This window comes from Cohnella lupini, from assembly GCF_003386205.1.
In the GTDB taxonomy this organism is placed as follows: domain Bacteria; phylum Bacillota; class Bacilli; order Paenibacillales; family Paenibacillaceae; genus Cohnella; species Cohnella lupini.
The window spans coordinates 199,999-223,240 of record NZ_QRDY01000001.1 but is presented as its reverse complement, the minus strand read 5'-3'; the positions used below and the strand labels follow the sequence as shown (position 1 = coordinate 223,240).

General features: G+C 53.2%; 22 protein-coding genes. 2 read left to right on the top strand and 20 right to left on the bottom strand.

Annotated elements, in window-relative coordinates; genetic code table 11:
* Window positions 1-64 precede the first annotated feature (64 nt).
* Window positions 65-286, bottom strand: coding sequence for a hypothetical protein (locus DFP95_RS00970; RefSeq protein ID WP_115990697.1), 222 nt, complete (start codon window positions 284-286; stop codon window positions 65-67).
* A 131-nt stretch (window positions 287-417) separates the two neighbouring features.
* Window positions 418-1,809 (bottom strand): class I SAM-dependent rRNA methyltransferase, encoded by a 1,392-nt coding sequence (locus tag DFP95_RS00965; RefSeq protein ID WP_115990696.1) that lies wholly within the window; start codon window positions 1,807-1,809, stop codon window positions 418-420.
* Window positions 1,810-1,879: 70 nt separating this feature from the next.
* Between DFP95_RS00965 and DFP95_RS00960 the strand changes: the two genes are divergently transcribed.
* Window positions 1,880-2,851: a Na/Pi cotransporter family protein gene (locus tag DFP95_RS00960; protein ID WP_181907199.1), complete on the top strand. Its 972-nt coding sequence runs from the start codon at window positions 1,880-1,882 to the stop codon at window positions 2,849-2,851.
* On the opposite strand, the gene deoC is transcribed toward DFP95_RS00960, so the two are convergent.
* The 18 genes from deoC to gpr all read right to left on the bottom strand — a co-directional run bounded on the left by deoC (window position 2,848) and on the right by gpr (window position 22,825).
* Window positions 2,848-3,552 carry a deoxyribose-phosphate aldolase gene (gene deoC / locus DFP95_RS00955; RefSeq protein WP_245987269.1) on the bottom strand — a complete coding sequence of 235 codons (705 nt, stop codon included), beginning with the start codon at window positions 3,550-3,552 and terminating at the stop codon, window positions 2,848-2,850. The genes DFP95_RS00960 and deoC overlap by 4 nt on opposite strands.
* 110 nt (window positions 3,553-3,662) lie before the next feature.
* On the bottom strand, window positions 3,663-5,012 hold the full coding sequence (gene mtaB / locus DFP95_RS00950) for a tRNA (N(6)-L-threonylcarbamoyladenosine(37)-C(2))-methylthiotransferase MtaB (RefSeq protein ID WP_115990695.1): 1,350 nt from the start codon (window positions 5,010-5,012) through the stop codon (window positions 3,663-3,665).
* Window position 5,013: 1 nt separating this feature from the next.
* Window positions 5,014-5,793, bottom strand: a complete 780-nt coding sequence (locus tag DFP95_RS00945) for a 16S rRNA (uracil(1498)-N(3))-methyltransferase (protein WP_115990694.1) — start codon at window positions 5,791-5,793, stop codon at window positions 5,014-5,016.
* 60 nt (window positions 5,794-5,853) lie between these two features.
* Complete coding sequence (locus DFP95_RS00940) at window positions 5,854-6,567, bottom strand: site-2 protease family protein (RefSeq protein WP_245987268.1); 714 nt, start codon at window positions 6,565-6,567, stop codon at window positions 5,854-5,856.
* Window positions 6,564-7,583, bottom strand: coding sequence for a 50S ribosomal protein L11 methyltransferase (prmA, locus tag DFP95_RS00935; protein ID WP_115990693.1), 1,020 nt, complete (start codon window positions 7,581-7,583; stop codon window positions 6,564-6,566). The genes DFP95_RS00940 and prmA overlap by 4 nt, the downstream gene beginning before the upstream one ends.
* A 537-nt stretch (window positions 7,584-8,120) precedes the next feature.
* On the bottom strand, window positions 8,121-8,504 hold the full coding sequence (locus DFP95_RS00930; RefSeq protein WP_147304116.1) for a hypothetical protein: 384 nt from the start codon (window positions 8,502-8,504) through the stop codon (window positions 8,121-8,123).
* A 5-nt stretch (window positions 8,505-8,509) separates the two neighbouring features.
* Entirely contained in the window at window positions 8,510-8,653 is a 144-nt protein-coding gene (locus DFP95_RS00925) for a YfhD family protein (protein ID WP_245987266.1), read from the bottom strand.
* 128 nt (window positions 8,654-8,781) lie between these two features.
* Complete coding sequence (gene dnaJ / locus DFP95_RS00920; RefSeq protein ID WP_115990690.1) at window positions 8,782-9,909, bottom strand: molecular chaperone DnaJ; 1,128 nt, start codon at window positions 9,907-9,909, stop codon at window positions 8,782-8,784.
* A gap of 86 nt (window positions 9,910-9,995) precedes the next feature.
* Window positions 9,996-11,843, bottom strand: coding sequence for a molecular chaperone DnaK (gene dnaK / locus DFP95_RS00915; protein WP_115990689.1), 1,848 nt, complete (start codon window positions 11,841-11,843; stop codon window positions 9,996-9,998).
* A 55-nt stretch (window positions 11,844-11,898) separates the two neighbouring features.
* Window positions 11,899-12,495, bottom strand: a complete 597-nt coding sequence (gene grpE, locus DFP95_RS00910) for a nucleotide exchange factor GrpE (RefSeq protein ID WP_245987264.1) — start codon at window positions 12,493-12,495, stop codon at window positions 11,899-11,901.
* A 52-nt stretch (window positions 12,496-12,547) separates the two neighbouring features.
* Window positions 12,548-13,573, bottom strand: a complete 1,026-nt coding sequence (hrcA, locus tag DFP95_RS00905) for a heat-inducible transcriptional repressor HrcA (protein WP_115990688.1) — start codon at window positions 13,571-13,573, stop codon at window positions 12,548-12,550.
* A 139-nt stretch (window positions 13,574-13,712) separates the two neighbouring features.
* A complete protein-coding gene (locus tag DFP95_RS00900) occupies window positions 13,713-14,213 on the bottom strand; it encodes an N-acetyltransferase (protein ID WP_115990687.1) in 501 nt (166 codons plus the stop codon).
* Window positions 14,214-14,445: 232 nt separating this feature from the next.
* A complete protein-coding gene (gene hemW / locus DFP95_RS00895) occupies window positions 14,446-15,630 on the bottom strand; it encodes a radical SAM family heme chaperone HemW (RefSeq protein ID WP_115990686.1) in 1,185 nt (394 codons plus the stop codon).
* Window position 15,631: 1 nt separating this feature from the next.
* On the bottom strand, window positions 15,632-17,449 hold the full coding sequence (gene lepA / locus DFP95_RS00890; RefSeq protein ID WP_115990685.1) for a translation elongation factor 4: 1,818 nt from the start codon (window positions 17,447-17,449) through the stop codon (window positions 15,632-15,634).
* Window positions 17,450-17,553: 104 nt separating this feature from the next.
* Complete coding sequence (locus tag DFP95_RS00885; protein ID WP_115990684.1) at window positions 17,554-19,503, bottom strand: endonuclease MutS2; 1,950 nt, start codon at window positions 19,501-19,503, stop codon at window positions 17,554-17,556.
* Window positions 19,504-19,954: 451 nt separating this feature from the next.
* Window positions 19,955-20,335 carry a hypothetical protein gene (locus DFP95_RS00880; protein ID WP_115990683.1) on the bottom strand — a complete coding sequence of 127 codons (381 nt, stop codon included), beginning with the start codon at window positions 20,333-20,335 and terminating at the stop codon, window positions 19,955-19,957.
* Window positions 20,336-20,354: 19 nt separating this feature from the next.
* Window positions 20,355-21,623 (bottom strand): stage II sporulation protein P, encoded by a 1,269-nt coding sequence (locus DFP95_RS00875; RefSeq protein ID WP_115990682.1) that lies wholly within the window; start codon window positions 21,621-21,623, stop codon window positions 20,355-20,357.
* Between the two features lie 197 nt (window positions 21,624-21,820).
* Window positions 21,821-22,825, bottom strand: coding sequence for a GPR endopeptidase (gpr, locus tag DFP95_RS00870; RefSeq protein WP_115990681.1), 1,005 nt, complete (start codon window positions 22,823-22,825; stop codon window positions 21,821-21,823).
* A gap of 129 nt (window positions 22,826-22,954) precedes the next feature.
* Here gpr and rpsT point away from each other — a divergent pair, with 129 nt between their 5' ends.
* Window positions 22,955-23,227 carry a 30S ribosomal protein S20 gene (gene rpsT, locus DFP95_RS00865; protein ID WP_115990680.1) on the top strand — a complete coding sequence of 91 codons (273 nt, stop codon included), beginning with the start codon at window positions 22,955-22,957 and terminating at the stop codon, window positions 23,225-23,227.
* The last annotated feature ends 15 nt before the right edge of the window (window positions 23,228-23,242 follow it).

The window sequence follows — 23,242 nt, the reverse complement described above, 5'->3', positions numbered from 1 at the left end:
CGGTCATCGGCATAAAAAGAACGCACCTCCCGTAACCGGGTAGGTGCGTTCGGACGACGGCGAATCACGAAATGTTCATGTACCACTTGCTGCCGTCGTCGTATTTGAATATCGCGGCGTCCGACCAAAGCTCGATACAGCTTACGTGCTTCCACCTGCGACGAAATTCCAGATCGCCTTTCATATCTTGCATTCGGTTGTTGAATCGGCTCCGGCTGCTCAGCGCTTTCGCCCTATTCTCGAGCGGCACGGCCCTTTTCCCGAATAAAATGACTTCGTGTACCATTTCCATTCCTCCCGTTTCCCTGCCTCTACCCTTAAAGATAATCCAGAGGCGTTAGAAATGTTCCCGAAACGGGAGGAAATCATTCCGCGATTTGCTAACATTTTCTTAACAAATACATCGGAGGCTTGAAGTTAAATTTCTTTGCGGCTTCGAACTTCGAAAATACCGAATTTCAAGTAGTGTCCCTCTTCGACTCCGGCGAGCTGGGGATGATCTTTTCCCGCCCCTCGCCACTCGATTCGCCGAATGATTTTGCCCGCGTCCTTGGCCGCTTCCTGGATCGTTTCAAGGAACAGCTCGGGACGAACGTGATAAGAGCAGCTTGCCGTAACCAGGTAACCTCCCTCGTTCAGCAGCTTCATGGCTTGCAGGTTGATGTCCTTGTATCCCCGGCATGCTCCCTCGACCGCCCGCTTGGTCTTAGCGAACGCAGGCGGATCCAGAATGATTACGTCCCAAGTTCTTCCCTCCGCAACGAGAGGTTTGGAGGTATCGACCTTAACTCCGGCGGCTTTGGCATTCGCCCTGACCTGCCTCTCGTCCCGACCGGCAACCTGTTGACGCAAGTATTCGAAAGCATCCGCCGCCACGAACTCCACGCGATCCGAGAACCCGTTAATCTCCACGTTATGACGGGCCGTCTGCAAGGCATGCTCGGAAATGTCCAAGCAGGTCACTTTCTTGGCGCCGTAATCGCAGGCGTGAAGCGTGAAGCTTCCCGTGTGCGCGAAGCACTCCAGCACGGTCGCTCCGTCCCAATAAGGGAACGTCACGTGGCTCCCTTTCTCGTTGAGGGGAATCCATTCGCTAACGCCCTCGTCGTTCGTCTTCTCGGCGAGCTTGATTCCGCTTCGTGCACCCCAGCCCTTGACCAGCGGCTTGATGGATGCCCGATTTTCTCGTTGATCGAAGAAATAGCCCGTTTTCTGCCCGCCCTCGATGTCGACTTGCACCTTCAGTCCGTTCTCGACGATCTCTACGTGCCGCGGACATTCCCCGTATAGAACGCCGGTTCTTTCTTCCAGCCCTTCCAGCGTGCGCACACCGACGTCGCTTCTCTCGTAAACGCCGCTTGGCGAGAATACTTCTATCAAAGCCTTAAGCCATTCTTCCTTCGCGATTTCCATGCCTAAAGTCAATACTTGCACGACCAGAATGTCATTAAACCGATCGACGACTAACCCGGGCAGAAAATCGGCCTCTCCGTAAACAAGCCTGCAAGATACGTCTTCTCCCAGAAATCGGGAGCGATGGGAAGCTGCTCTTAAGAACCGCGTGCGGAAAAAGTCCGTATCCATCCGTTCCAACGGACCGTAAGCCACGATTCGAACGGTGATTTGCGATGCCGGATTCCAATAACCGGTGCCTAACGACTGGCCGCGATGATCGCGCACCTCGACTAAGTGCCCGGGTACCGCTTCTCCCTCCGTCTTGGCGATCTCGTTGGCGAATATCCACGGATGGCCTTCTTCCAGACGGGGGCGCCTGCTTTTATTTAACCATACCGATGCTTGATTGCTCATTAGACGTCCACTCCTTATCCGATCATAAACTTGTCCGTTCGAAGCATAGTGTTAAGTTGGGGGTGAGAATTTGATAATTGGTTTCATTATTCCGTCTTTATTGGGTTTTGCCCTGTTGTTGTCGGGTATGAAGGTCATGGAGGTCGCGCTTCAGCGTTGGGCCGGCCGAAGGCTTTCAGCCTGGATTTCCCGATCGACCGCCACTCCCCTTCGGGGATTCGCCGTAGGAACGGCAGCGTCCGCCCTGCTTCAGAGCAGTACTGCCGTAACCGTTCTGACGATCGGCTTCGTCAATGCCGGATGGCTTACCCTCTCCCGCAGCTTCGGGATCATCCTGGGCACGAACGTGGGAACGTGCGTGACGACAGAGCTTATGAGCCTTCAACTGCATCGTTACGGATGGCCGATTCTCGCCTTGAGCGCTATCGGATGGATCGCAACATTCGCTGTAAACGAAATGCGAGACCCGCACGCCACTCCCCGATGGGGTCAATCCATTCGTTATGTATCCGTTGCTATGGGCGGTTTCGGGTTGTTGCTCGTCGGCTTCAAGCTGCTGCAAGGGGTCGGTCCCGTCCTGCGGGACAACGGCGCCTTCGATGCGATGATGAGCCACGCGAACGACAACCTGCTGTGGGCGGTGCTCGGAGGCGCCGCGCTTACCGCGCTCGTTCATTCCAGCGCTGCTGTCATCGCCATGTGCATGGGACTAGCTGCCACGGGAGCGATCATGCCGGAAGCCGGCATCGCGATCGTTCTCGGCGCGAACATAGGTACCTGCTTCACCGGAATGGTCGCTTCGCTCGGGGGAGGTCCCGGAGGACGATTCGTCGCTTTGGCGCAGCTCGCCCTGAACACTGGTGGCGCTTTGCTCTTCTTCCCGTTGATCGGAGTTCTGAATTCAATTGCGATTGCATTGGCTCCCGGCGATCCATCCGCGCAAATCGCCCATGCGCAAACGATATTTAACGTCGCTTGCTCCTTGCTTGCCCTTCCGTTTGCCTATATAACCTTTCGCGACTCCGCGACGAAGTCGGCTTAAGTCGGATCTGCTTCGACCGAGCTTCGCAAGATCGCGAGTCCCGAACTGCTGCCTATCCGGTTTGCTCCGGCTTTAAGCAACGCTATAGCCGTTTCGGCGTTACGGATGCCTCCCGAGGCTTTAACGCCCGTAGTGGGCGACAGCGATTGCCTGAGCAGCTTAATGTCCGCCTCCGTCGCGCCCGCTCCCCCAAACCCGGTAGAAGTTTGAACATAATCGGCTCCCGCCGCTTCGGCGATGCCGCAGGCAAGCCTTTTCTGCTCGTCGGTCAACAATCCCGTTTCCATAATAACCTTGATCAACGCGCCGCCTTGAACGGCCTGCACGACCGCGGCGATATCTCTTTCGACCGCGTCATGATCGCCGTCCTTGAGCTTGCCGATGGGCAATACCATATCGATCTCGGAAGCGCCGTCGTCAAGCGCGGCCGCGGCTTCGAAGGCTTTCGCTCTCGTAGCGTGAGCACCCAAAGGAAATCCGACGACTGCGCTCACCTTGACGTTAGTTCCGCTTAATCTTTCCCTGCACAATCGGACCCATCCGCCGTTGACGCACAGGCTGTGAAAGCCTTCGCGAACGGCTTCCTCGCACGATTTGATTACTTCTTGGGCTCCCGCCCCGGATTCGACGAGCGTGTTATCGATGAATAAGGCCAAGCTGTCCGCCGCTCGCCATATGGGTAAACGTATTTCCTCGGGCAATGGGATTCACCTCGTTTATACCTACAATCCTGCTGACGAGAAAAAGACTTCACCGCTCGGAGCAAGCTTCTGAATGCCTGCCCTCCGCGATGAAATCTTCGCTCTTGCTACTAAGCTTGCATGACGGCCGGACGTCCTTCCGACTCCAGTACCTCCAGGAGCTCGCCCTTGCAATCGTTCACTCCGGAATCCGTGATCCGTACGCGGCAAAGCTTGCCGATCAGAGAGGGATCTCCGTTCAAGACGACCTGAATATAATTATCGGTGTACCCGGAAATCAAACCGGTTCCCTCGGCGCCCTTCGCTTCGCGCTCCGGTATAACGTCAAGCACCCGCCCCACCCACTCGCGGCCGTAAGCCGCTTGCATCCGTTCGGATAAGTCGATAAGCCGATGAACGCGATCGTGTTTGACTTCCTCGTCCACTTGTTCATCCATGCGGGCTGCCGGCGTTCCCGTCCGCTTGGAGTATGGGAATACGTGCATTTCGGCGAAGTTCATCTCTTGCATGAACTTATATCCGTTCTCGAACTGCTCCTGGGTTTCTCCCGGGAATCCGACGATAACATCGGTCGTGATGGCGACACCCGGCATCGCTTCCCGGATCAGCCGAATTTTCTCCGCGAACTCCGCGGTCGTGTATTTACGGCGCATTCTTTTCAAAATATCGTCGTCGCCGGCTTGAAGGGGAATGTGCAAATGGCGGCACATCTTAGGAGAACCGTTCAGAATCGCGAGCACCTTCTCGTCGATTTGACTCGCTTCGATCGAACTGATGCGAATGCGCTCGAGCCCTTCGATTTTATCGAGATCCGCAAGCAGGTTCGCGAGACGGTAATTGTCCAAATCGTCTCCGTAACCACCCGTATGAATGCCGGTCAGAACGATTTCTTTATACCCTGTCTCCACGAGCTGCCGAGCTTGGTTAAGCACGCTTTCCGGCTTACGGCTTCTCGATAAGCCCCTGGACCAAGGAATGATGCAGAACGTGCAGAAGTTGTTGCAGCCCTCTTGGATCTTGAGGAACGCGCGGGTACGCTCCGCGAAATCCGGAACGTCCAATTCCTCGAACTCCCGAGTCTTCATGATGTTGCGAACGGCGTTAACCGGTTTACGATCGTTCTGAATTTCGGTAACGAACGACATCAGCTTCTCCCGGTCCTGCGTGCCGATAACAAGATCGACGCCGGGAATGGCCATGATCTCCGCGGGCGAAGTCTGGGCGTAACATCCGGTTACCGCGATGATGGCGTCCGGATTGCGGCGAATGGCGCGGCGAATAATCTGCCGGCTCTTCTTGTCGCCCGTGTTCGTTACGGTACATGTATTGATCAAATATACGTCCGCCGTCTGCTCGAAATCGACCTGCTCGTAGCCTTCGTTCTTGAAGAGCTGCCAGATCGCCTCGGTGTCGTAAAAATTGACTTTGCAGCCCAGCGTGTATAATGCCACGTTCGGCATCCTAGTTCCCTCCTAACTCTCCGGACTCGTAAGCAAGACAAGCAAGCGCGAATAAAGCCGCCGTCTCCGTCCGTAATATTCTTTTTCCTAATCCGATCAATTTCGCGCCGGATGCCGCTGCCGTTTCCGCTTCTTGCGCGGTAAGGCCTCCCTCGGGCCCGATCACGACCATAACGCGGGGGGCGGTCGACGATTGAGATTGCTTGAATTCACGCAAAACATCTCGTAAGCCGTTTCCCGTTTCATTGCCGGCTCTGCCTTCTTCTTCGTAACACAATAAGACAAGATCGAATTCGGCGAATTGTTTGATTAGCGACTTCCATGTCAGAACTGCATTGATAGTCGGAATGAGACTCCGGTGACTTTGTTCTGACGCTTCCTTGGCTATTTTGCGCCAGCGTTCGATCCGCTTGGCTTCCTTACGATCGTCGTATTGGACGACGGTTCTCTGGGATAGAAACGGCTGAAAAGCGACCGCTCCAGCTTCCGTCCCTTTCTGGATAACGATCTCGAGCTTGTCCCCTTTGGGCAAGCTTTGCGCAACCGTTACCTGCCAAGCCATTTCCGCGTTCGACGTCAGCTCTTCCATAATATCCGCATGAACGTTATCTTTATCAACCGTTACGATCTTAGCCAATACGTCTCTGCCTTGACCGTCGCAAGCTATGAAACAATCTCCGGGTTTGGATCTCATGACGGCGGCCGCATGCCGGGCGTCTTCTCCTTCAAGCGCGACGGATTGCTGTCCCATCTGCGTCGCCGGAACAAAATAACGCTGCATCCCTAATTGCCTCCCGCATTATACTCCATCGTCCATCATACCTTGTTCTCGGTTGTTTTGCTACCACCCAATACTGTCGAAAATAGCCTTGGTCAGGCTTCCCCCGGATGACGAAAATAACTTATCCAATATCCAAGTCATTCCGTGGCCGATAGGCGATCTTAGGCTCATTAATGGGCCTATCGTCGAGTCGCGAAGCGGCGGAACGAAGACGATAAGCAAGAAAGCGAACGTAATCCATTGGCCGGCTTCTTGAATCTTGATGCGAAGTCTTATGGGAAGAAATTCTTCCACGATCCGGTATCCGTCAAGCGGAGGCACGGGAATGAGGTTAAAAAGAAATAAAGCCATATTAATCTGGGACCAGTACACGATGAAAATAACGACGTTATTCAGAAAATCCCCCGATACATTATCGAATACATGGAACGCATGCAAGATATCTATCAGCAGCAAAAATAAAAAAGCCAACAATAGATTGCTAACGGGACCGGCCGCTGTCACGATAATATTCATAAGCCGAGGGTGCTTGAATTTACTTCGGCGGACCGGTACGGGTTTCGCCCAACCGAATCCCGCTATAACCAGAAATAACATCCCGATCCAGTCCAAGTGGGCTCGCGGGTTCAATGTAACCCGTCCTTCGAGATAAGCCGTATTATCTCCGAACTTCCATGCAGTCCAAGCATGGGCAAATTCGTGCACGCTAAAAGCGATTAGCATAATCAAGATAATAATGGGAAGATGTTCTATCGGAAACCAGAAAAAGCTCACTGGCCGTCCCCCTTAGGTTTACCCGCAACGAACGCGATCCACTCCTCTTGCCTTAACACGTCGATGATTTCGAAGCCGGCAGCGAGCAACCCCGCTTCCACGATCATCTCTTTGTTCTTGTAAATACCGGAAGTGATATAGATGCCGCCGGGTTTAAGCACTTCCATGACATCGCCGAGGAAAAGCAAAATAATCTCCGCGAGAATGTTTGCGACGACCAGATCGACCGGTGGCGTTACTTGGACGGTTTTTTCCGATGACGCTTCCCCCGCTGTTGATTGTTCCGATGAGTTCTCGTTTTCGTGGAGTACGCCTAGCAAATCGCTTAACCGAACTTCAATGTCTTTCTCGTAGCCATTAAGCTCGATATTCTCTTGCGCGCATTTGACCGCTACCGGATCCAGATCAAGCGCCAAAACTTTCGACGCGCCGAGTTTCATCGCCCCGATCGCAAGCACGCCCGAACCCGTGCCGACGTCGATGATCTGTTCTCCGCCGGTAATGGCATTGTCCAATGCTTTGAGGCAGAGCGCGGTCGTTGGGTGAGTCCCCGTTCCGAAAGCCATGCCCGGATCAAGCTCGATTATCAGTTCGTCTCCATGGGGAGTATAGTCCTCCCAAGTCGGTTTAATCGTTAGCCGATCGGTAATCGCGATAGGTTTGAAATACTGCTTCCAGGCATCCGCCCAATCGTCCTGATGCACGTCGCCGATCTCTATCGTAAACTCTCCGGCATCGTACCCGAACTCCGGAAGACCGGCCAATAGCGCTTTCAGTTCTACCGTTATCGGCTCCATTAGGGTGTCTTCGGAGAAATAAGCTTTAAAGACCGCGTAGCCCGGTCTGATATCGTTTAACGGCGTATCGTATAATTGCCCGAACGAGGTATCCCTCGGCTTGTCCTCAGACCAAGACTCTTCGACGGAAACGCCTCCCGCTCCAAGCTCCGTTAAATAATGCGTAACCATTTCTTGAGACGATTCCGTCGCTAAGACGGTCAGTTCATGCCAGCGCAAATCCGTTCCTCCCTGTATGCAACCCTACGGCTGTTCAATGAATCCCATTATACACGCACTGTTTTGTCGGATGCAAAAATACATCTCTACCAGCGAGACGCGAATCTCTCGTCCCATTCCTCTTGCCGCTATCCCCTTCGTTCAGGCGCTATATTTTTCTTGCCCTTCATCTAAGCCTTCGGATACAAAAATAGTAATAAACGCGTCTCCCCCATCCCATTCCTCTTGCCACTATCCCCTTCGTTCAGAAGCTGCATTGTTCAGTCGCTGTTCAGCGTTTCCAACAACTAACTATTCTTTTTTCATTCCAGCCTATCTTCGTCCTAAGCGAAAGATCGGAACCTGAACGAGCGGGATAGTGGCGATAGAAGCCGGAGCAACGACGGTAGAGCGATTTCTGAGTGAGCGGGATAGTGGCGATAGAAGGTCGAGGCGACGATGGCGGCGGCACGGTTCTGAGCGAGCGGGATAGTGGCGATAGGGGTAGAAAAAAAGAAAAGACGCACCGCGCGTAAGTGCGCGATACGTCTTCGAGGGTTAGATCAGCTCGCCGCCTGCTTGCTGGATGACGGTTCGAGCTTGTTCGGTCGCGGAATCCGGAACGTTCGCGGATAGAGTAAATTCGGCAACAAGTCCCGAGCTTTGAGGCGTCACGCCCCATGCCGTGACATCCGTGGATGCCATGACTCCGGCTGATGCTTGAATAGCGGAGCCGGCCTCCATTACGGATGCCGCTAATCCGTCTATTGCGGCATCCTGAGATGGCTGCTGCATCTCGACGGAAGCAAAAGCTTCCCCCGCAGTTCCGGCGCCAGCCCGTTCCAACCTGAATCGATCGCTTCGAAGCGCGGCAAGCTTTCGCATGGCGGCTTCTGCCTGATCCTGCGACGCGAACCTTGCCTGAAGAGGTTGCATATCCAACGCCGTCATTCCCCCTCGCCTTCGGTTACGCGCCGATCTGCCGCAGCCGCCCGTTCCTGAGCTTCCTTGTCGTCCGCATCCGCAAGCTCGTCGGCGAATTCCACATCCGCCGCGGAAACGACGGGCAAGTGTTTATGATTTTCGGTCAATTTCATCATTCCTCCTTCTTGCGAGCGGACAAGGTCCGTAGCGCAATGATTTACCTATCATTCTCCATCCGATTCCCGCTTATGCAAACAAAAAACCGCCGGTTTCCCGACGGTCTTCCTAATTCCTATTAATCGCCTAAGATTGCGCGCTTCATTCTTTCGAAAATCGACTTGCTATGCTCGTGAGTGGATTCTCCGCTCTTGGATGCGAAATCCCGCAAGAGCTCGCGTTGATCCTCGCTCAACTGGGTCGGAGTAACGATCGTCACCTTCACCTGTTGATCGCCTTGCCCGTAACCGCGCAGCTTGGGAACGCCTTTGCCCTTCAAGCGGAAGTATGTTCCCGTCTGCGTGCCGGCGGGTACCTTCAGCTTTATTTTCTCGGTCAGCGTAGGAATCTCGATTTCATCGCCTAGAGCCGCCTGCGTGAAGGTAAGCGGTATTTCGCAGAAAATATCGTCGCCCTCGCGCTCGAAGAATTCATGCGATTTCACTCGTAGCACGATATAAAGATCGCCCGACGGACCGCCGCGCACTCCGCCTTCTCCTTCGCCTGTTACGCGAAGCTGAGCGCCTTCGTCGACGCCTGCCGGGATCTTGACGTGAATCTTGCGCTGTTTTTTCACTTGGCCGCTGCCCGAACAAGTTCCGCAACGTTCCTTGATGATCGTTCCGCGACCGGAGCATGTCGTACATGGGCGACGATTAACGATTCTTCCGAACGGCGTATTCTGAGCGACATCCTGCTGGCCGGAGCCGCGGCAAGTCGTACAGGTTTCCGGTTTCGTGCCCGGCTTGGCGCCGTTCCCATGGCACGTATCGCAAGTCTCGGTGCGAGGAATGGTGATGTCGGTTTCTTTGCCGAATACCGCTTCCTTGAATTCGATCGTCATCGTATATTGCAAGTCGTTGCCGCGCTGAGGCGCGTTCGGATCTCTCCGTCCGCCGCCGTTGCCGCCGAAGAACATATCGAAAATATCTCCGAAGCCGCCGCCGAAGTCCGCTCCTCCTCCGCCGCCTCCAAAGCCCGCATTCGGATCCTGGTGGCCGAATTGGTCGTAACGAGCCCGTTGCTGATCATCGCTCAGGACATCGTAAGCTTCCTTGACTTCCTTAAATTTCGTCTCCGCATCCGCCGCCTTGTTCACGTCGGGATGGTATTGACGCGCAAGCTTGCGATAAGCTTTCTTTACGTCGTCCGCGGAGGCGTTCTTCTGCAGCTCCAGCACATCATAGTAATCCTTTTTGTCCGCCACTTCTCCACCTCCTCATGAAGGAAAGTCAAAATGAATCCGCCCAATAGGACGAAGTCACTTTGACTTTCGGTTTATGCTAGATAACCTTAGTTTTTCTTGTCTTCGTCGACGACTTCGTAATCCGCGTCAACGACGTTATCTTTAGACGGTCCCGGACCGGCATCGGCGCCATCTGCTCCGCCTTGCGCAGCCTGAGCTTGCGCAGCTTGCTCGTAGAGCTTGACGGAAAGCTGTTGAACGATCTCGCTCAGTTCGTCCGTAGCCGTTTTGATCTCTTCAAGGTTATCGGAAGCGAGCGCGCCCGTCAACCTTTCTTTCGCGGCGTTCGCTTTATCGATCTCGCCCGCATCGACTTTGTCGCCAAGGTCTTTGATCGTTTTTTCCGCGCTGTAAATCAATTGATCCGCGCTGTTCTTCGCTTCGACAAGCTCGCGACGAGCTTTGTCTTCTTCCGCGTGAAGCTCGGCTTCTTGCTGCATGCGATCGATTTCTTCCTTGCTCAAGCCGCCGGAAGAAGTAATCGTGATTTTCTGGGTTTTGCCCGTTCCTTTATCCAGCGCGGACACGTTAACGATACCGTTGGCATCGATGTCGAAAGTAACTTCGATCTGAGGAACTCCCCGCGGAGCTGCCGGGATGTCGCTTAGAATAAAGCGGCCCAAAGTCTTATTGTCTTTCGCCATCGCGCGTTCGCCTTGCAGAACGTGGATTTCGACTTGCGTCTGCATGTCCGCGTAAGTGGAATAAACTTGCGATTTGCTCGTCGGGATCGTTGTGTTGCGATCGATCATTTTCGTCAATACGCCGCCTGCGGTTTCGATACCGAGGGACAGCGGAGTAACGTCCAGCAATACGACGTCTTTAACTTCGCCCGTCAATACGCCCGCTTGAACAGCTGCGCCTAGAGCAACGACCTCATCCGGATTAACGCCTTTGTGAGGCTCTTGACCCGTCAGCTTCTTAATCGCTTCGACAACGGCAGGAATCCGAGTGGATCCGCCGACCAATACGACTTTGTGAATGTCTTTAGCGGTCATTCCGGCATCGGAGAGCGCTTGACGGGTAGGTCCCATCGTGCGCTCAACCAAGCCCGCAGTCAATTCGTCGAATTTAGAACGGCTAAGGTTAAGCTCCAAATGCTGAGGAACTCCGTCTACGACCGTGATAAACGGCAATGAGATCGTCGTGGACACGACGCCGGAAAGTTCTTTTTTCGCTTTTTCCGCAGCATCCTTCAGACGTTGCACCGCCGCTTTGTCTTTCAACAGGTCGATACTGTGCTCTTTCTTGAATTCGCCAGCTAGCCATTCCATAACGATCTGGTCGAAGTCGTCGCCGCCTAAGTGGTTATCGCCGCTTGTCGCTTTAACTTCGAAGAACCCTTCGCCTAGTTCGAGAATACTGACGTCGAATGTTCCGCCGCCCAAGTCGAACACGAGAATCGTTTGGTCTTCTTGTTTTTCGAAGCCGTATGCTAGAGCTGCCGCCGTAGGCTCGTTAACGATACGAAGAACTTCAAGGCCAGCGATGTTTCCGGCATCTTTGGTCGCTTGGCGCTGGCTGTCGTTAAAATAAGCGGGAACCGTTATTACCGCTTGCGTTACAGGTTGACCTAAGTAAGCTTCCGCATCTGCTTTAAGCTTCTGCAAAATGATCGCCGAAATCTCCGGAGCGGAATACGCTTTGCCTTCGATCGACTCCTTGTGGCTAGTTCCCATATGACGTTTAATGGAGCTTATCGTGCGATCCGGATTGGTGATTGCTTGACGTTTAGCCGTCTCTCCAACGACTCGTTCTCCGTCTTTCTTGAAGCCTACGACCGAGGGGGTCGTGCGATTTCCTTCCGCGTTAGGGATAACTACGGCTTCGCCGCCTTCCATTACCGCTACGCAAGAGTTAGTCGTACCAAGGTCAATACCGATTACTTTACTCATAACTGTATGTTCCTCCTTCATATAAGTGCAATTATTGGGGTGAAAACGAAACGATTTAGCCGCTTACCTTAACCATTGCCGGCCGAATAACTTTGTCTTTCAGCCAATAGCCGTTTTGGATAGCCTCGACTACGATACCTTCTTCATGCTCGTCGCTTTCGACTTGCATGATCGCTTGATGCAATTCCGGATCGAACGGTTGACCGACCGACTCCATCGGCTTCAATCCTTCCGATTCCATCACTTGCGTCAGCTGCCTGTAAATCATGTCTACGCCCTTGGCGAAAGAACCGCTTTCCGCGCCTTCTCCGCCGGTTTGCAACGCGCGCTGGAAATTGTCCAGAACGGGAAGCAATTGCGTGATCAGCTTCAAGGAAGCGTACTGAGTAAGCTCTTCTTTTTCCTTTAACGTCCGCCGGCGAAAATTATCGAAATCGGCTTGCGCCCGTAAATATCGGCTATGGTTCTCGTCCGCTAAGCGTTGAAGCTCTAACACGGCCGGAGACGTTTCTTCGCCGGATTGTTCCGCAGAAACCTCTTCGCCTTCCGGCGAAGATACCTCGTTCTCTTCCGAACCCGTTTCCACTGCTTCGGAAGAGTCTTCTTGATGTTCATTCATGTTTGCCGGCTCCTTCGTTTCATTCGTATTCATGTAGGATTCACCTCCTTACCGTGCCACCCTTGAGCGGGGGCTATGCAATGCCTTACTTATACCAGCGCGACATCATCAACGCGATATCATTGGATAAATAATTCAATAAACTAATGACTTTGCCATACTCCATTCGAGTAGGGCCTAAAATGCCGATCGTGCCAAGCGACCGCCCTTCGTAAGAATAGGTCGCCGTAATCAAGCTGCATTGATTGATGGCTTCCAACGTATTCTCCGTGCCGATCTTCACTTGGATCCCGCCGGGATTGGACTGAAACAGTTGCATCAGCAGCTGCGTCTCTTCCAACATTCCCAGAATGCTCTTGGCTTTGTCCACATCTTTGAATTCCGGCTGAGTGAGCATGTTCGATGCTCCGCTCAAGAAAACCTTGGGTTCCTGCTCTTCGGTAATCGTCTGCTCCAGCAACGCGAGAATATCTTCGCAATGCTCGACGTAGCGGCTTAATTCCTTGGCTATCTCGCTGTGCAATACGGACTTAACCTTGTAGAACGGAACGCCGGAAAGCTTATCGTTCAGAAGGTTAACGATCTTGGCCATATCGTCCATCGAGATCCCTTCGGGGATCGTAATCGTTCTATGCTCCACATGTCCGGTATTCGCTACGATAATGGCCACGGCGGAGACGTCGTTAATCGGAATGAGTTGAAAATGCTTCAGCGTCGTGCTGAACATCTCCGGACCGAGCACGATTGACGTGTAATTGGTCAATTGCGACAATATCGTCGCGGCATGACCGATTACGCCTTCCCAATGGTTCATTTTCTCCGCGAAATACGTCCGGAGCTTACGGGCATCCTGATCTCCTACTCCATCCAAGGTAACGAGGTGATCCACGTAATAACGATAACCTTTAATGGAAGGAATCCGGCCTGCCGAAGTATGCGGCTGTTCGAGCAAGCCCATCTCCTCCAAGTCCGCCATTTCGTTGCGAATGGTGGCCGGACTAAAGGTAACGTCGCCGCGCTTCGAGATGCTGCGAGACCCGACAGGTTCGGCGGAACGAATATAATCGTCGATAATGGCATTGAGAATCATTCTTTGACGTTCGCTCAGCATGCTAGACTCCCCCTTCTTAGGTTACCGTATTTCGGTTATCGTTAGCACTCCATTTCGTTGAGTGCTAAATGCTAATACAAAAATACCAAACCGAGGGCGGTCATGTCAAGGACGTTCCGGCTCGATTCGGCATGTTCGATCATATTTGGGCGAAACTTAATCGTTCTCCGACGGCCGCGGGTTCGATCAGCCTTACGACCGCAATCTCGTCGCAGCAATGCTGCTTGGCGCAATGTACGCAATCCGTCCATACTTTCTCGGGGAAAATCTCTTTATCCACGATATTGAATCCGTTTTTCTGAAAGAAAGCCGACTCGTACGTGAGCGCCATGACTTTAGGGATTCCGAGAGCTTTGGCTTCTTCCATTAAGGCATCCACCAGCTTGCTGCCGATCCCTTGCCCTTTATAGCCATCCACGATGCCGAGCGACCGTATTTCAACGAGATCGCTGCCTAGCTTGCATAATGAACCGCACCCGATAAGCCGTTCTCCGTCTTGAGCGACGATAAACGTATCGATATTACGCGACAAAGCCTCGCGCGAACGGGGGAGCATTATGCCTTTGGCGGCATACCCTTGTATGAGTTCATAAAGCGCATCAACGTCTTCTTGCTGCGCTTTACGGCAGATGACCGACATGTGGATTCCTTCTTTCTCTAGCATCAATTGTATGTATAAATATACAACATGGCGAATGAATTCTCAAGAGACATTTCCAACATAGCGACTAGACGATCTAGCGCTTAGATTTAACCGTTCGGCGCTAGTTCGTCTAAGACGCCAATTCGAACAAAACAAATCCGCCGGTCGGCAGATGCTAAGCATCGCCAAGGGCGGATCGGATAGATCTAAACGAATCGTTGGCCCCTGCTTATACGAAAGCGCCGAATACTTCGTTGCCGAACAGAATCCCTTGGTGCGTCAACCGATAGCTTGCCGAATCGTCCCGTTCGCAACGCTCGAGCAATCCTTGACCGACCATTTTCTTCAGTTCGGCTCCGTATATTTGCTCCAGATCCGCACCGTCGAACTGATGGGCGAAGCTCGATGCGTTCACGCCTTCCTGCAATCGCAAGCCGACCATCATGAAATCGCCCATTGCTTCTTCCAAGCTAACGGAGCTTTCCTCTAATCGGGGCAGCGCTTTATTCGCCGAATCGATGTAAGGTTGAACGCCTTTAATGTTGACATGGCGCTTGCCTAGCGCATAACCATGGGCTCCGGCACCTAAACCGTAATACGGCTCATTGTGCCAGTAAGTCGTATTATGCCGGCTTTCAAAGCCCGGTCTCGCGAAGTTGCTGATCTCGTAATGCCGATAACCCGCGCCGCCTAGTCTTTCCATCAAATGCTCGTACATGGCCAGTTCGTCGTCTTCCTCGGGAAGAGGCAGCTCGTCTCGCTGGTACAAGCGGTGGAATAACGTGTTTTCCTCCACCTTCAACCCGTACAGAGAATAGTGCGGCAAATCCAACTCCAACGCTTTGGACACGCTGTCCTTCAATTGCTGCAACGTCTGGTTCGGCAAGCCGAACATCAGATCGATGGAGAGATTCGAGAATCCGGCGGCTTTGGCGTTCGCGATGCTCTCCACGACGTCCTGGGCCGCATGGATTCTGCCGATCGTCTCGAGCAGCCCGTTATCGAACGTCTGGGCTCCGAAGCTGATCCGGTTAACGCCGCCTTCGCGCATAGCCGCCAGCTTCTCCATGTCCGTCGTTCCGGGATTAGCCTCCATCGTAAACTCAACGTTATCCGCAAGCGGAAAGTGCTTCCGAACGGACGCCAGGAACCTCGTCATCTGAGTCGGCGTAAGCACCGTTGGCGTACCTCCGCCTACGAAAACGGTATCGATGACCGTCGGCGGCAACTCCGCGACCGTAAGCTTCATTTCGTTCTCCAACGCGTCTAAATAGGCGTCGATCGGCTGTCCGGCGGCTACGTAGGAGTTGAAGTCGCAGTAAAAACATTTATTCGTGCAAAAAGGAATATGGATATAAAGCGCTCGCGGAGTCCACAGATGAACTTGTGGCACGGTGATGGATTCGGTTGCCATATTAATCATTATCCAGCTTGAGCACGGCCATGAACGCTTCTTGCGGAACTTCGACGTTACCGACCTGCTTCATCCGTTTTTTACCTTCTTTTTGCTTATCTAGCAGCTTGCGCTTCCGGGAAATATCTCCGCCGTAACATTTCGCGAGAACGTTCTTGCGCATCGCCTTGATCGATTCGCGGGAAACGATTTTCTGTCCGATAGCCGCTTGGATCGGCACTTCGAACATCTGGCGAGGGATAAGCTCTTTGAGCTTCTCGCAAATGACCCGTCCGCGGTTGTACGCTCTGTCTTTATGCACGATGAAGGAAAGCGCGTCGACCTTCTCCGCGTTAAGCAGAATATCCATCTTGACCAGGCTAGATTGACGGTAGCCGATCACTTCGTAGTCGAACGAAGCGTATCCCTTCGTGCTGGATTTCAATTGATCGAAGAAATCGTAGACGATCTCCGCGAGCGGCATGTTGTACTTGATCGTCACGCGATTCGTGTCCAAGTACTGCATATCGATGAACTCGCCGCGCTTATTCTGGCAAAGCTCCATGATCGCTCCAACGTAATCGTTGGGCACGATGATGGAAGCCTTTACGTAAGGCTCTTCCACGAAATCGATCTTACCCGCTTCCGGATAATCCGCCGGATTGGAAATCTCCAATATGTCGCCGTTCGTTTGCGTGACTTTGTAAATAACGCTCGGAGCGGTCGTAATCAACGGGATATTGAATTCGCGCTCGATGCGCTCCTGGATAATCTCCATGTGAAGCATGCCGAGGAACCCGCAGCGATAGCCGAATCCGAGCGCTTGGGAAGATTCCGGCTCGTAGCGCAAGGATGCATCGTTAAGCTCCAGCTTCTCCAAAGCGTCACGCAAGTCGTTATAATCGGTCGTCTCGATCGGATACAGTCCGCAGAACACCATCGGATTAACGCGACGGTAACCTGGCAAGGCTTCCGCGGTAGGGTTCTTCATGTCCGTGATCGTATCCCCCACGCGGGTATCCTTCACGTTCCGGATCGAAGCGGTCACGAAACCTACATCGCCGGGTCCTAGTTCTGTAACCGCGGTAGGACGCGGCATGAACGTGCCGACTTCGATGACGTCGAAGTTCGCGCCGGTAGCCATGAACTTCATGCGCGTGCCGGCGCGAATCGTGCCGTCCACGATACGGATATAACAGATAACCCCTTTGTACGGGTCGTAATGGGAATCGAAAATGAGCGCTTTAAGCGGTTTGTTACGATCTCCTGAGGGTGCCGGTATTTTCTGAACGACTTGCTCCAGGATTTCTTTGATTCCGATGCCGTTCTTGGCCGATGCCAACACCGCGTCGCTCGTGTCGAGACCGATGACGTCCTCGACTTCCTTCTTGACCCGCTCCGGGTCCGCGCTCGGCAAGTCGATCTTATTGATGACCGGCACGATTTCCAAATTGTTGTCCAGCGCCAGATAGACGTTGGCCAATGTCTGCGCTTCGATGCCTTGCGCGGCGTCTACGACTAGCAGAGCGCCTTCGCAAGCAGCCAAGCTCCGAGAAACCTCGTACGTGAAATCCACGTGTCCCGGGGTATCGATCAGATGAAGCATGTACGTTTCTCCGTCGTCCGCTTTGTATAACAAACGAACCGCTTGCAGCTTGATCGTGATCCCCCGTTCGCGTTCGAGATCCATCGAATCCAATACCTGATCCTGCATCTCGCGGGAAGTCAACGTGCCCGTATATTCCAATATGCGGTCGGCCAGCGTCGATTTGCCGTGGTCGATATGCGCGATAATACAGAAATTGCGAATGTGAGTCTGTTTAAAAGTAATTTCAGCCATTCCAATGAGTACCCCCAGCCGGTTCCATGCGTCAGTTGACGATCACTTCATTATAACAGCGTATTCCCATGGCATCAATGAGCTGGCCTTGTTCGTTAGCGGCATCATTCCTCGGAAGGTTTCTCTATCGTTAAACCGTCCACGTGCCGCTTGCCCATCAAATGTCTCTTCTTGCGATTCTCGACGGATTCGAACACGATATCCAAATCGTAATCCTCTCCCGGATACAGGTGTTTCTTGTCGATGAACTTGCGAATCCGTTTGTGGTTGATCGTGATTTTCTCCTTCTGCACCTGCACGATCATATTGCCCCTTTCGTCCGGCAACCGGTATACGACTCCAGGCTTACGCAGTTGAGGAATGAATACGACGTCTCCGACGGACCACTTTATGGACAATTGCTCGGCGCCGGCATCGGAAGCTTTCGCTTGTCGCGAATCGGCTCTCCCTTTCCTCTCCTTCACCCCGCGCGATTGCGCATAACCTCCGCTCGCTTGCTTAGGTATCTCGCGGTTTCCTTTGCCTTCCTTCAAGCTGTCCGCTATCGTCCTCGCCCGTTTGATAATAGCGGCGGATATCCCAAGCTTCGCCGCGATGACGAAGGCGTAGCTGTTCCCGGCCTCCCCCATATCCAGACGGTAGAGCGGGCTCAACGTCTCCTCGTCGAAGGCCATACGCGCGTTCCGGAAACCGTCGGTCACCCGGGCGTATTCTTTGATCTCGTTAAAATGGGTCGTAGCCATGATGACCGAATGACGGCGGTACAATTCTTCGAGAACGGCAATGGACAGTCCAACTCCTTCTCCCGGATCCGTTCCGGTCGCCAATTCGTCCAGCAATACCAACGTAGACGATCCCGCATGGGAGAGAATATCGATAACGTTGCGAAGATGCGACGAGAAAGTGCTCAAAGACGAATCCAAGCTCTGATCGTCTCCGATATCCACCTCCACCGATCCGAACACGCAGACGTTGCTGCCTTCTGAAGCCGGTATAAGCAATCCGGACTGCGCCATAAGAGTCAGCAGTCCCACCGTCTTAAGCGCGACCGTCTTGCCCCCGGTATTCGGGCCGGTGATAAGCAATGCACGATATCCGTCGCCTACTTTGATATTCAGCGGAACCGGCTTCGTCGACAGCAAGGGATGGCGTGCTTCCCGCAAGTCGATTAGCCGCTTGTCGTTCAGCTCCGGCGCGATTCCGCCCAACGCGAGTCCCCACTTCGCTTTGGCGAACAGGAAGTCGTAATGTCCGACCGTATCGACGTTCACCGACAGCTCATAGGAGTAGCCCTCGACTTCCCCCGTCAGCACGGCGAGAATCTGCGTCTCCTCCCGGCTTTCCTCTGCCCTCAGCGCGCTTAAATCCATTTGCGAACCCGCAAGCTCCGAAGGCTCGACGAACACGGTTTGCCCGCTAGACGATTCGTCGAGCACCGTCCCCGGAATCCTCTTGCGGTATTCTTTTTTCACCGGAAGCACGTACCTCCCGCCCCGTTGGCTAACTAATCGCTCCTGCAAAATATCGGAGTGCTTGGACAGCAACCCTTCCAATCGCTTCTGCAATCTTTCCTCCGCGACGCGGATTTTCTTGCGGACCTTCTGCAGCTCGGAGCTCGCCGTATCCACGATTCGGCCGCGATCGATGCATGCCTCTATCGCTTCTCTCAACGGCTTCAAGTCATACATGGATGTTCCGTATGCCGCAACGACGGGTGCCTCCGCCTTCTTCGAGGACATATACTGCCGCAATTGCTCGCAGCTTCTCGCGAACTGCGCCATGAAGCCGAAATCCTGCTCGGCCATGACGTATCCCGTTCCCAACAGCCCCATCATCGTCTCCATCCCATCCAAAGAAGGAAGAGGCGGATGTCCTCCTTTTGCCAATAGGCGGGAAGCCTCCTTCGTTTCGTTTAACCTTTGGCCGATGACTTCTTTGTTTTGGAGCGGCTTTAATGCTTCGGCAAGGCGTTTGCCTAAATAGGTGGTCGTATAAGTCTTCAAAATATCGATTACGCGGTTGTATTCCAATTTATTAAGCGAATGTTGTCTCATTTAATTGATCCTCCAGATCGTTATGGGTTGTTGAGGGTATAAAAAAACAGGCCGCGAAAGTCGTGCGCCATCGGCGCAAGCTCGCGGCCTGCCGGAAATCGTATCGCGGAGTACGCTAAGAAAAGCAGGATTTTATCCCCGTTTTTTGGCGCAAAAAAGCCGTACCCTGATGAGCACGGCTGATCTCCCCGAAATCAATCTTCGTAGGGGCGGTCTTGACCGGTTCTTCACTGGTTATCGGTACCGCGAATTTGTAGCAGAGAAATAAACCCTCCAAAGGACGGTTTTGCACCCTTACTCGTTCGCGACTATCGGATAAATCAGTTAAGAACCAATACCAACATAGAAATTTGCCCCTTAAAACATGATAGCCCCATCTTAAATCAGTCCCGCCTTAGCGTCAAGCCCGGATCCTCAAGGCTTGTCTACAAAGCTATTTAACGAAACAAACTTAGCCTGTCACTCGATCGAAAATCGATACGACCATCCGTATGCCGTTGCGCGACAGATCGTGGAGAACGTCGGCCGTCTTGCCCGATACGCGATCGACGATCGGCTCGCGGTCGTTGCGAGGAACGGCGTACTCTTCCTCGTCCCCCCAATAGTTCCGTTCGGCGTCTCTATCGGATACTCGATTATCTTGCGCGGTTTCCCGGGGAGGCAACGTCCAATCCCCCTCGTCGACCGTCGTCGCCCTCCCTTCGCTCGGGTTAGCCGATTCCATGGGGCCGTTAACGTTCTCGATTCCTTTCGAGGATAGCTCCATCCCGTACAGGATGGCAAATCCCACGATCGCTGCGAAAACCAGCAGTTTAAATGTATCCCGGCGCATGGACGTCCCCTCCTTTAGATTATTTTAACGTGCTTGCTTTGATTGCTTCTTCGTTCTCCCAGTACAACTCCGAGATGATTTTCGCCAGCGCGTCCGCCGTGCGGTAACATTCCTCCAGCGTATTGTCTACTCCGCCGATTTCCAGCAGCACGCTGTCCGGAGCTACCGATTGGTTATACTCTCCGTTGCCGTTGGCCGCCGTCTTTCCCCACACTCCCCGGGATAAGCCCTTGTATTCCTTCTCCAGCCGCTCGTGAATCTGATTGGCGAACTCCTCGTTCTCCCGCCAGTTCGGATTGCGATGGCCGATAATAAAGTATACTTGCGCGTAATCCTTTCCCCTGATCGTGGCGGTCGTTTTCTTCCGTCTCTGCGAGTCTCTGTGAATGTCGAAGAAAAATTTCAATTGCTTGTTGGAGGCTAGCGCCTGTTGCACCGTTTGCAACGAATATTTATAGGAATAATTCCAATTATACCCACTTATAGAGGTTGGATAATCCTTAGAAGAATGGGACGATCCCACGCCGTACGATTCCAGCTTATTGGCAAGCCTTTTTCCGACCAAAGTAACGTTCACGGAATCGGAATTCGGATCCTTGTTCTCCGATTTCAGTTCAGGGTACCAAGACTCGCGATTATGCGAATGGTAGATGAATACGACTTTGCGACCGTCCGTGGACGGCTTGTCCGTCGCATTCGCCTTATCGCTATCCGTCGGCGTCGGAGACGGATCAGGCGATACATTCTCGTCCGGAGAATTCGGACTCTGATCGGGTTGCGCGTTTTCGCCCGGCTCCGGCAAGCCCGTTATATCCGTAAATCCGCCATCCGGTTGCTGCGCGGAATCATCAAGAGGGCCATGATCCTCGGGAGCTTCGGGCTCTCCCGATCCGGGTCTCAGCAATACGGATTCGTCCCGATCCATGCCCGGCATCTCCAACGCGAGTAAGCTCTTGGGATCGTTAGGGTTCAAGTCGGTCATAAACCTTAGCAGGAAGGCAGCCATTCTGCCCGTTTGAAAGGGAGAACCTTCCGCGGCGTCCATATGGGGAAGCTCCATGCTCAGCAGCGATTGAAAAAACTGCCCGGACAAGGAAGCTGCGAATCCTTTCATCGATTGTACCGGAGACGCCGCCAAGGACTTCTGCAGCATCCCTCCTAAACCTAGCAATACGAATAAAACCATGGAACAAACGCTTAAGATGAAATAAGCGCGCCCGGTAATCAGAATGCGTCGCCATTTGGCGCGCACTTGCGGCCAACTCATCGCCACGACGATACGTTTCATCGCTCATCCTCCCCGGAATCCCTAAAAGTCAGCGGGTTCCTTCTCTTATTTTCTAAAGGTATCCCATCATATGAGAGAATCGAAAATGATAGAACCCCGTTTCAGAGGTTGATAGAGTCGAGTTTGGAAACGCAAAGAATCCCGGCTTTAATAAGAGCCGGGATCGTAGCTTAATTGCGCTATTCAATTATCGAGGGCTAATGCGTATAGGCGGCTACATTATTCTTGTCAACCGCTTCGTGTAACGCTGCGTTAAGTCCGCTGGCGATGACGTTCGCGATATCCTCCATGAATTTGTCGATTTCCTTGGGCGTCACGAGAAGATCGTGGCCCAACGGGTTCAACACTTCTTTAACCAACTGCAGCCGCTCCGTTTCGTCCATTTGACCGAACACTCCGAACAGCGGTTCCGTATTCGCCGTATGCTTCTTCATATGCTCGAATACCATGTCCATCGTATTGTTGACGACCGTCGAGGCATATACGACTGTGGGCACGCCGATCGCTATGCAAGGCACGCCTAGAACATCCTTAGTCAATCCTTTGCGTTTGTTGCCGATGCCCGAGCCGGGATGAATGCCCGTATCGGCGATCTGGATCGTCGTGTTCACCCTCTCCAGCGACTTGGCCGCAAGCGCGTCGATGGCGATAATCAAATCCGGCTTGGAGCTTTCCACGATTCCGAATACGATGTCGCTCGATTCGATGCCGGTCGTTCCGAGCACGCCCGGCGCAACCGCGCTGACGGGCCTGTACCCGGGGCTGACCTGGTCCGGCATCAGCTCGAAATAGTGCCGGGTTACCATGATGTTCTCGACGACGATCGGTCCCAAGGCATCCGGTGTTACGTTCCAGTTTCCCAACCCTACGATAAGTACGCTGCTTTTCTCGTTCACGCCGATTCGAGTCAAGAAAGCTTCGAATTCCTTCGCGAAAGAAGTAGCTACCTTGTCCTGCAGCGTCGTATCCCCGTTCCGCAGCTCCGGCACCTCGAGCGTAACGTAATGTCCGATTATTTTGCCGATTTGCTGCGCGGCTTCCTCGGTCTTGATCTCCATGCGGGTAACGGTAATTCCATCCGCGCTGTCCGTCTCGGACCAGACCCCCGGGATCTCGGTCGTCTCTCGTCCTTGGGTCGCGATCTCCCGGGCTTCAAGCGCCAGATCCGTTCGCACGTTATATAAAGCCAAATCTTTATCCATCGGGTGAAATTAAGCCCCTTTCGCTTACGGATTGTGGTGGGAAATCAACTTGCTTTTTACCCCCTTGCATGATAGAATGTTACAAGTTGTGTGGAGAAATACTTCTGTTTTTGCTGGAGGTGAAAAGAAATGCCAAACATCAAATCCGCCATTAAACGTACCAAAACGAACGAAGCACGCCGTCAACGCAACGCTTCGGCTAAATCCGCTCTACGTACTGTCGTGAGAACAGCTGACGTAGCGGTCGTAGGAACGGACGCAACCGCAGCTAAAGCGGCTTACGGCGCGGCTCAGAAGAAGTTGGACAAAGCGGCAACCAAAGGAATCATTCACAAGAACGCTGCTGCTCGCAAAAAGTCCCGTCTGGCCAAAAAACTCAACGCATTGTCCGCGCAAGCCTAATCTCTTGTGCCTGAC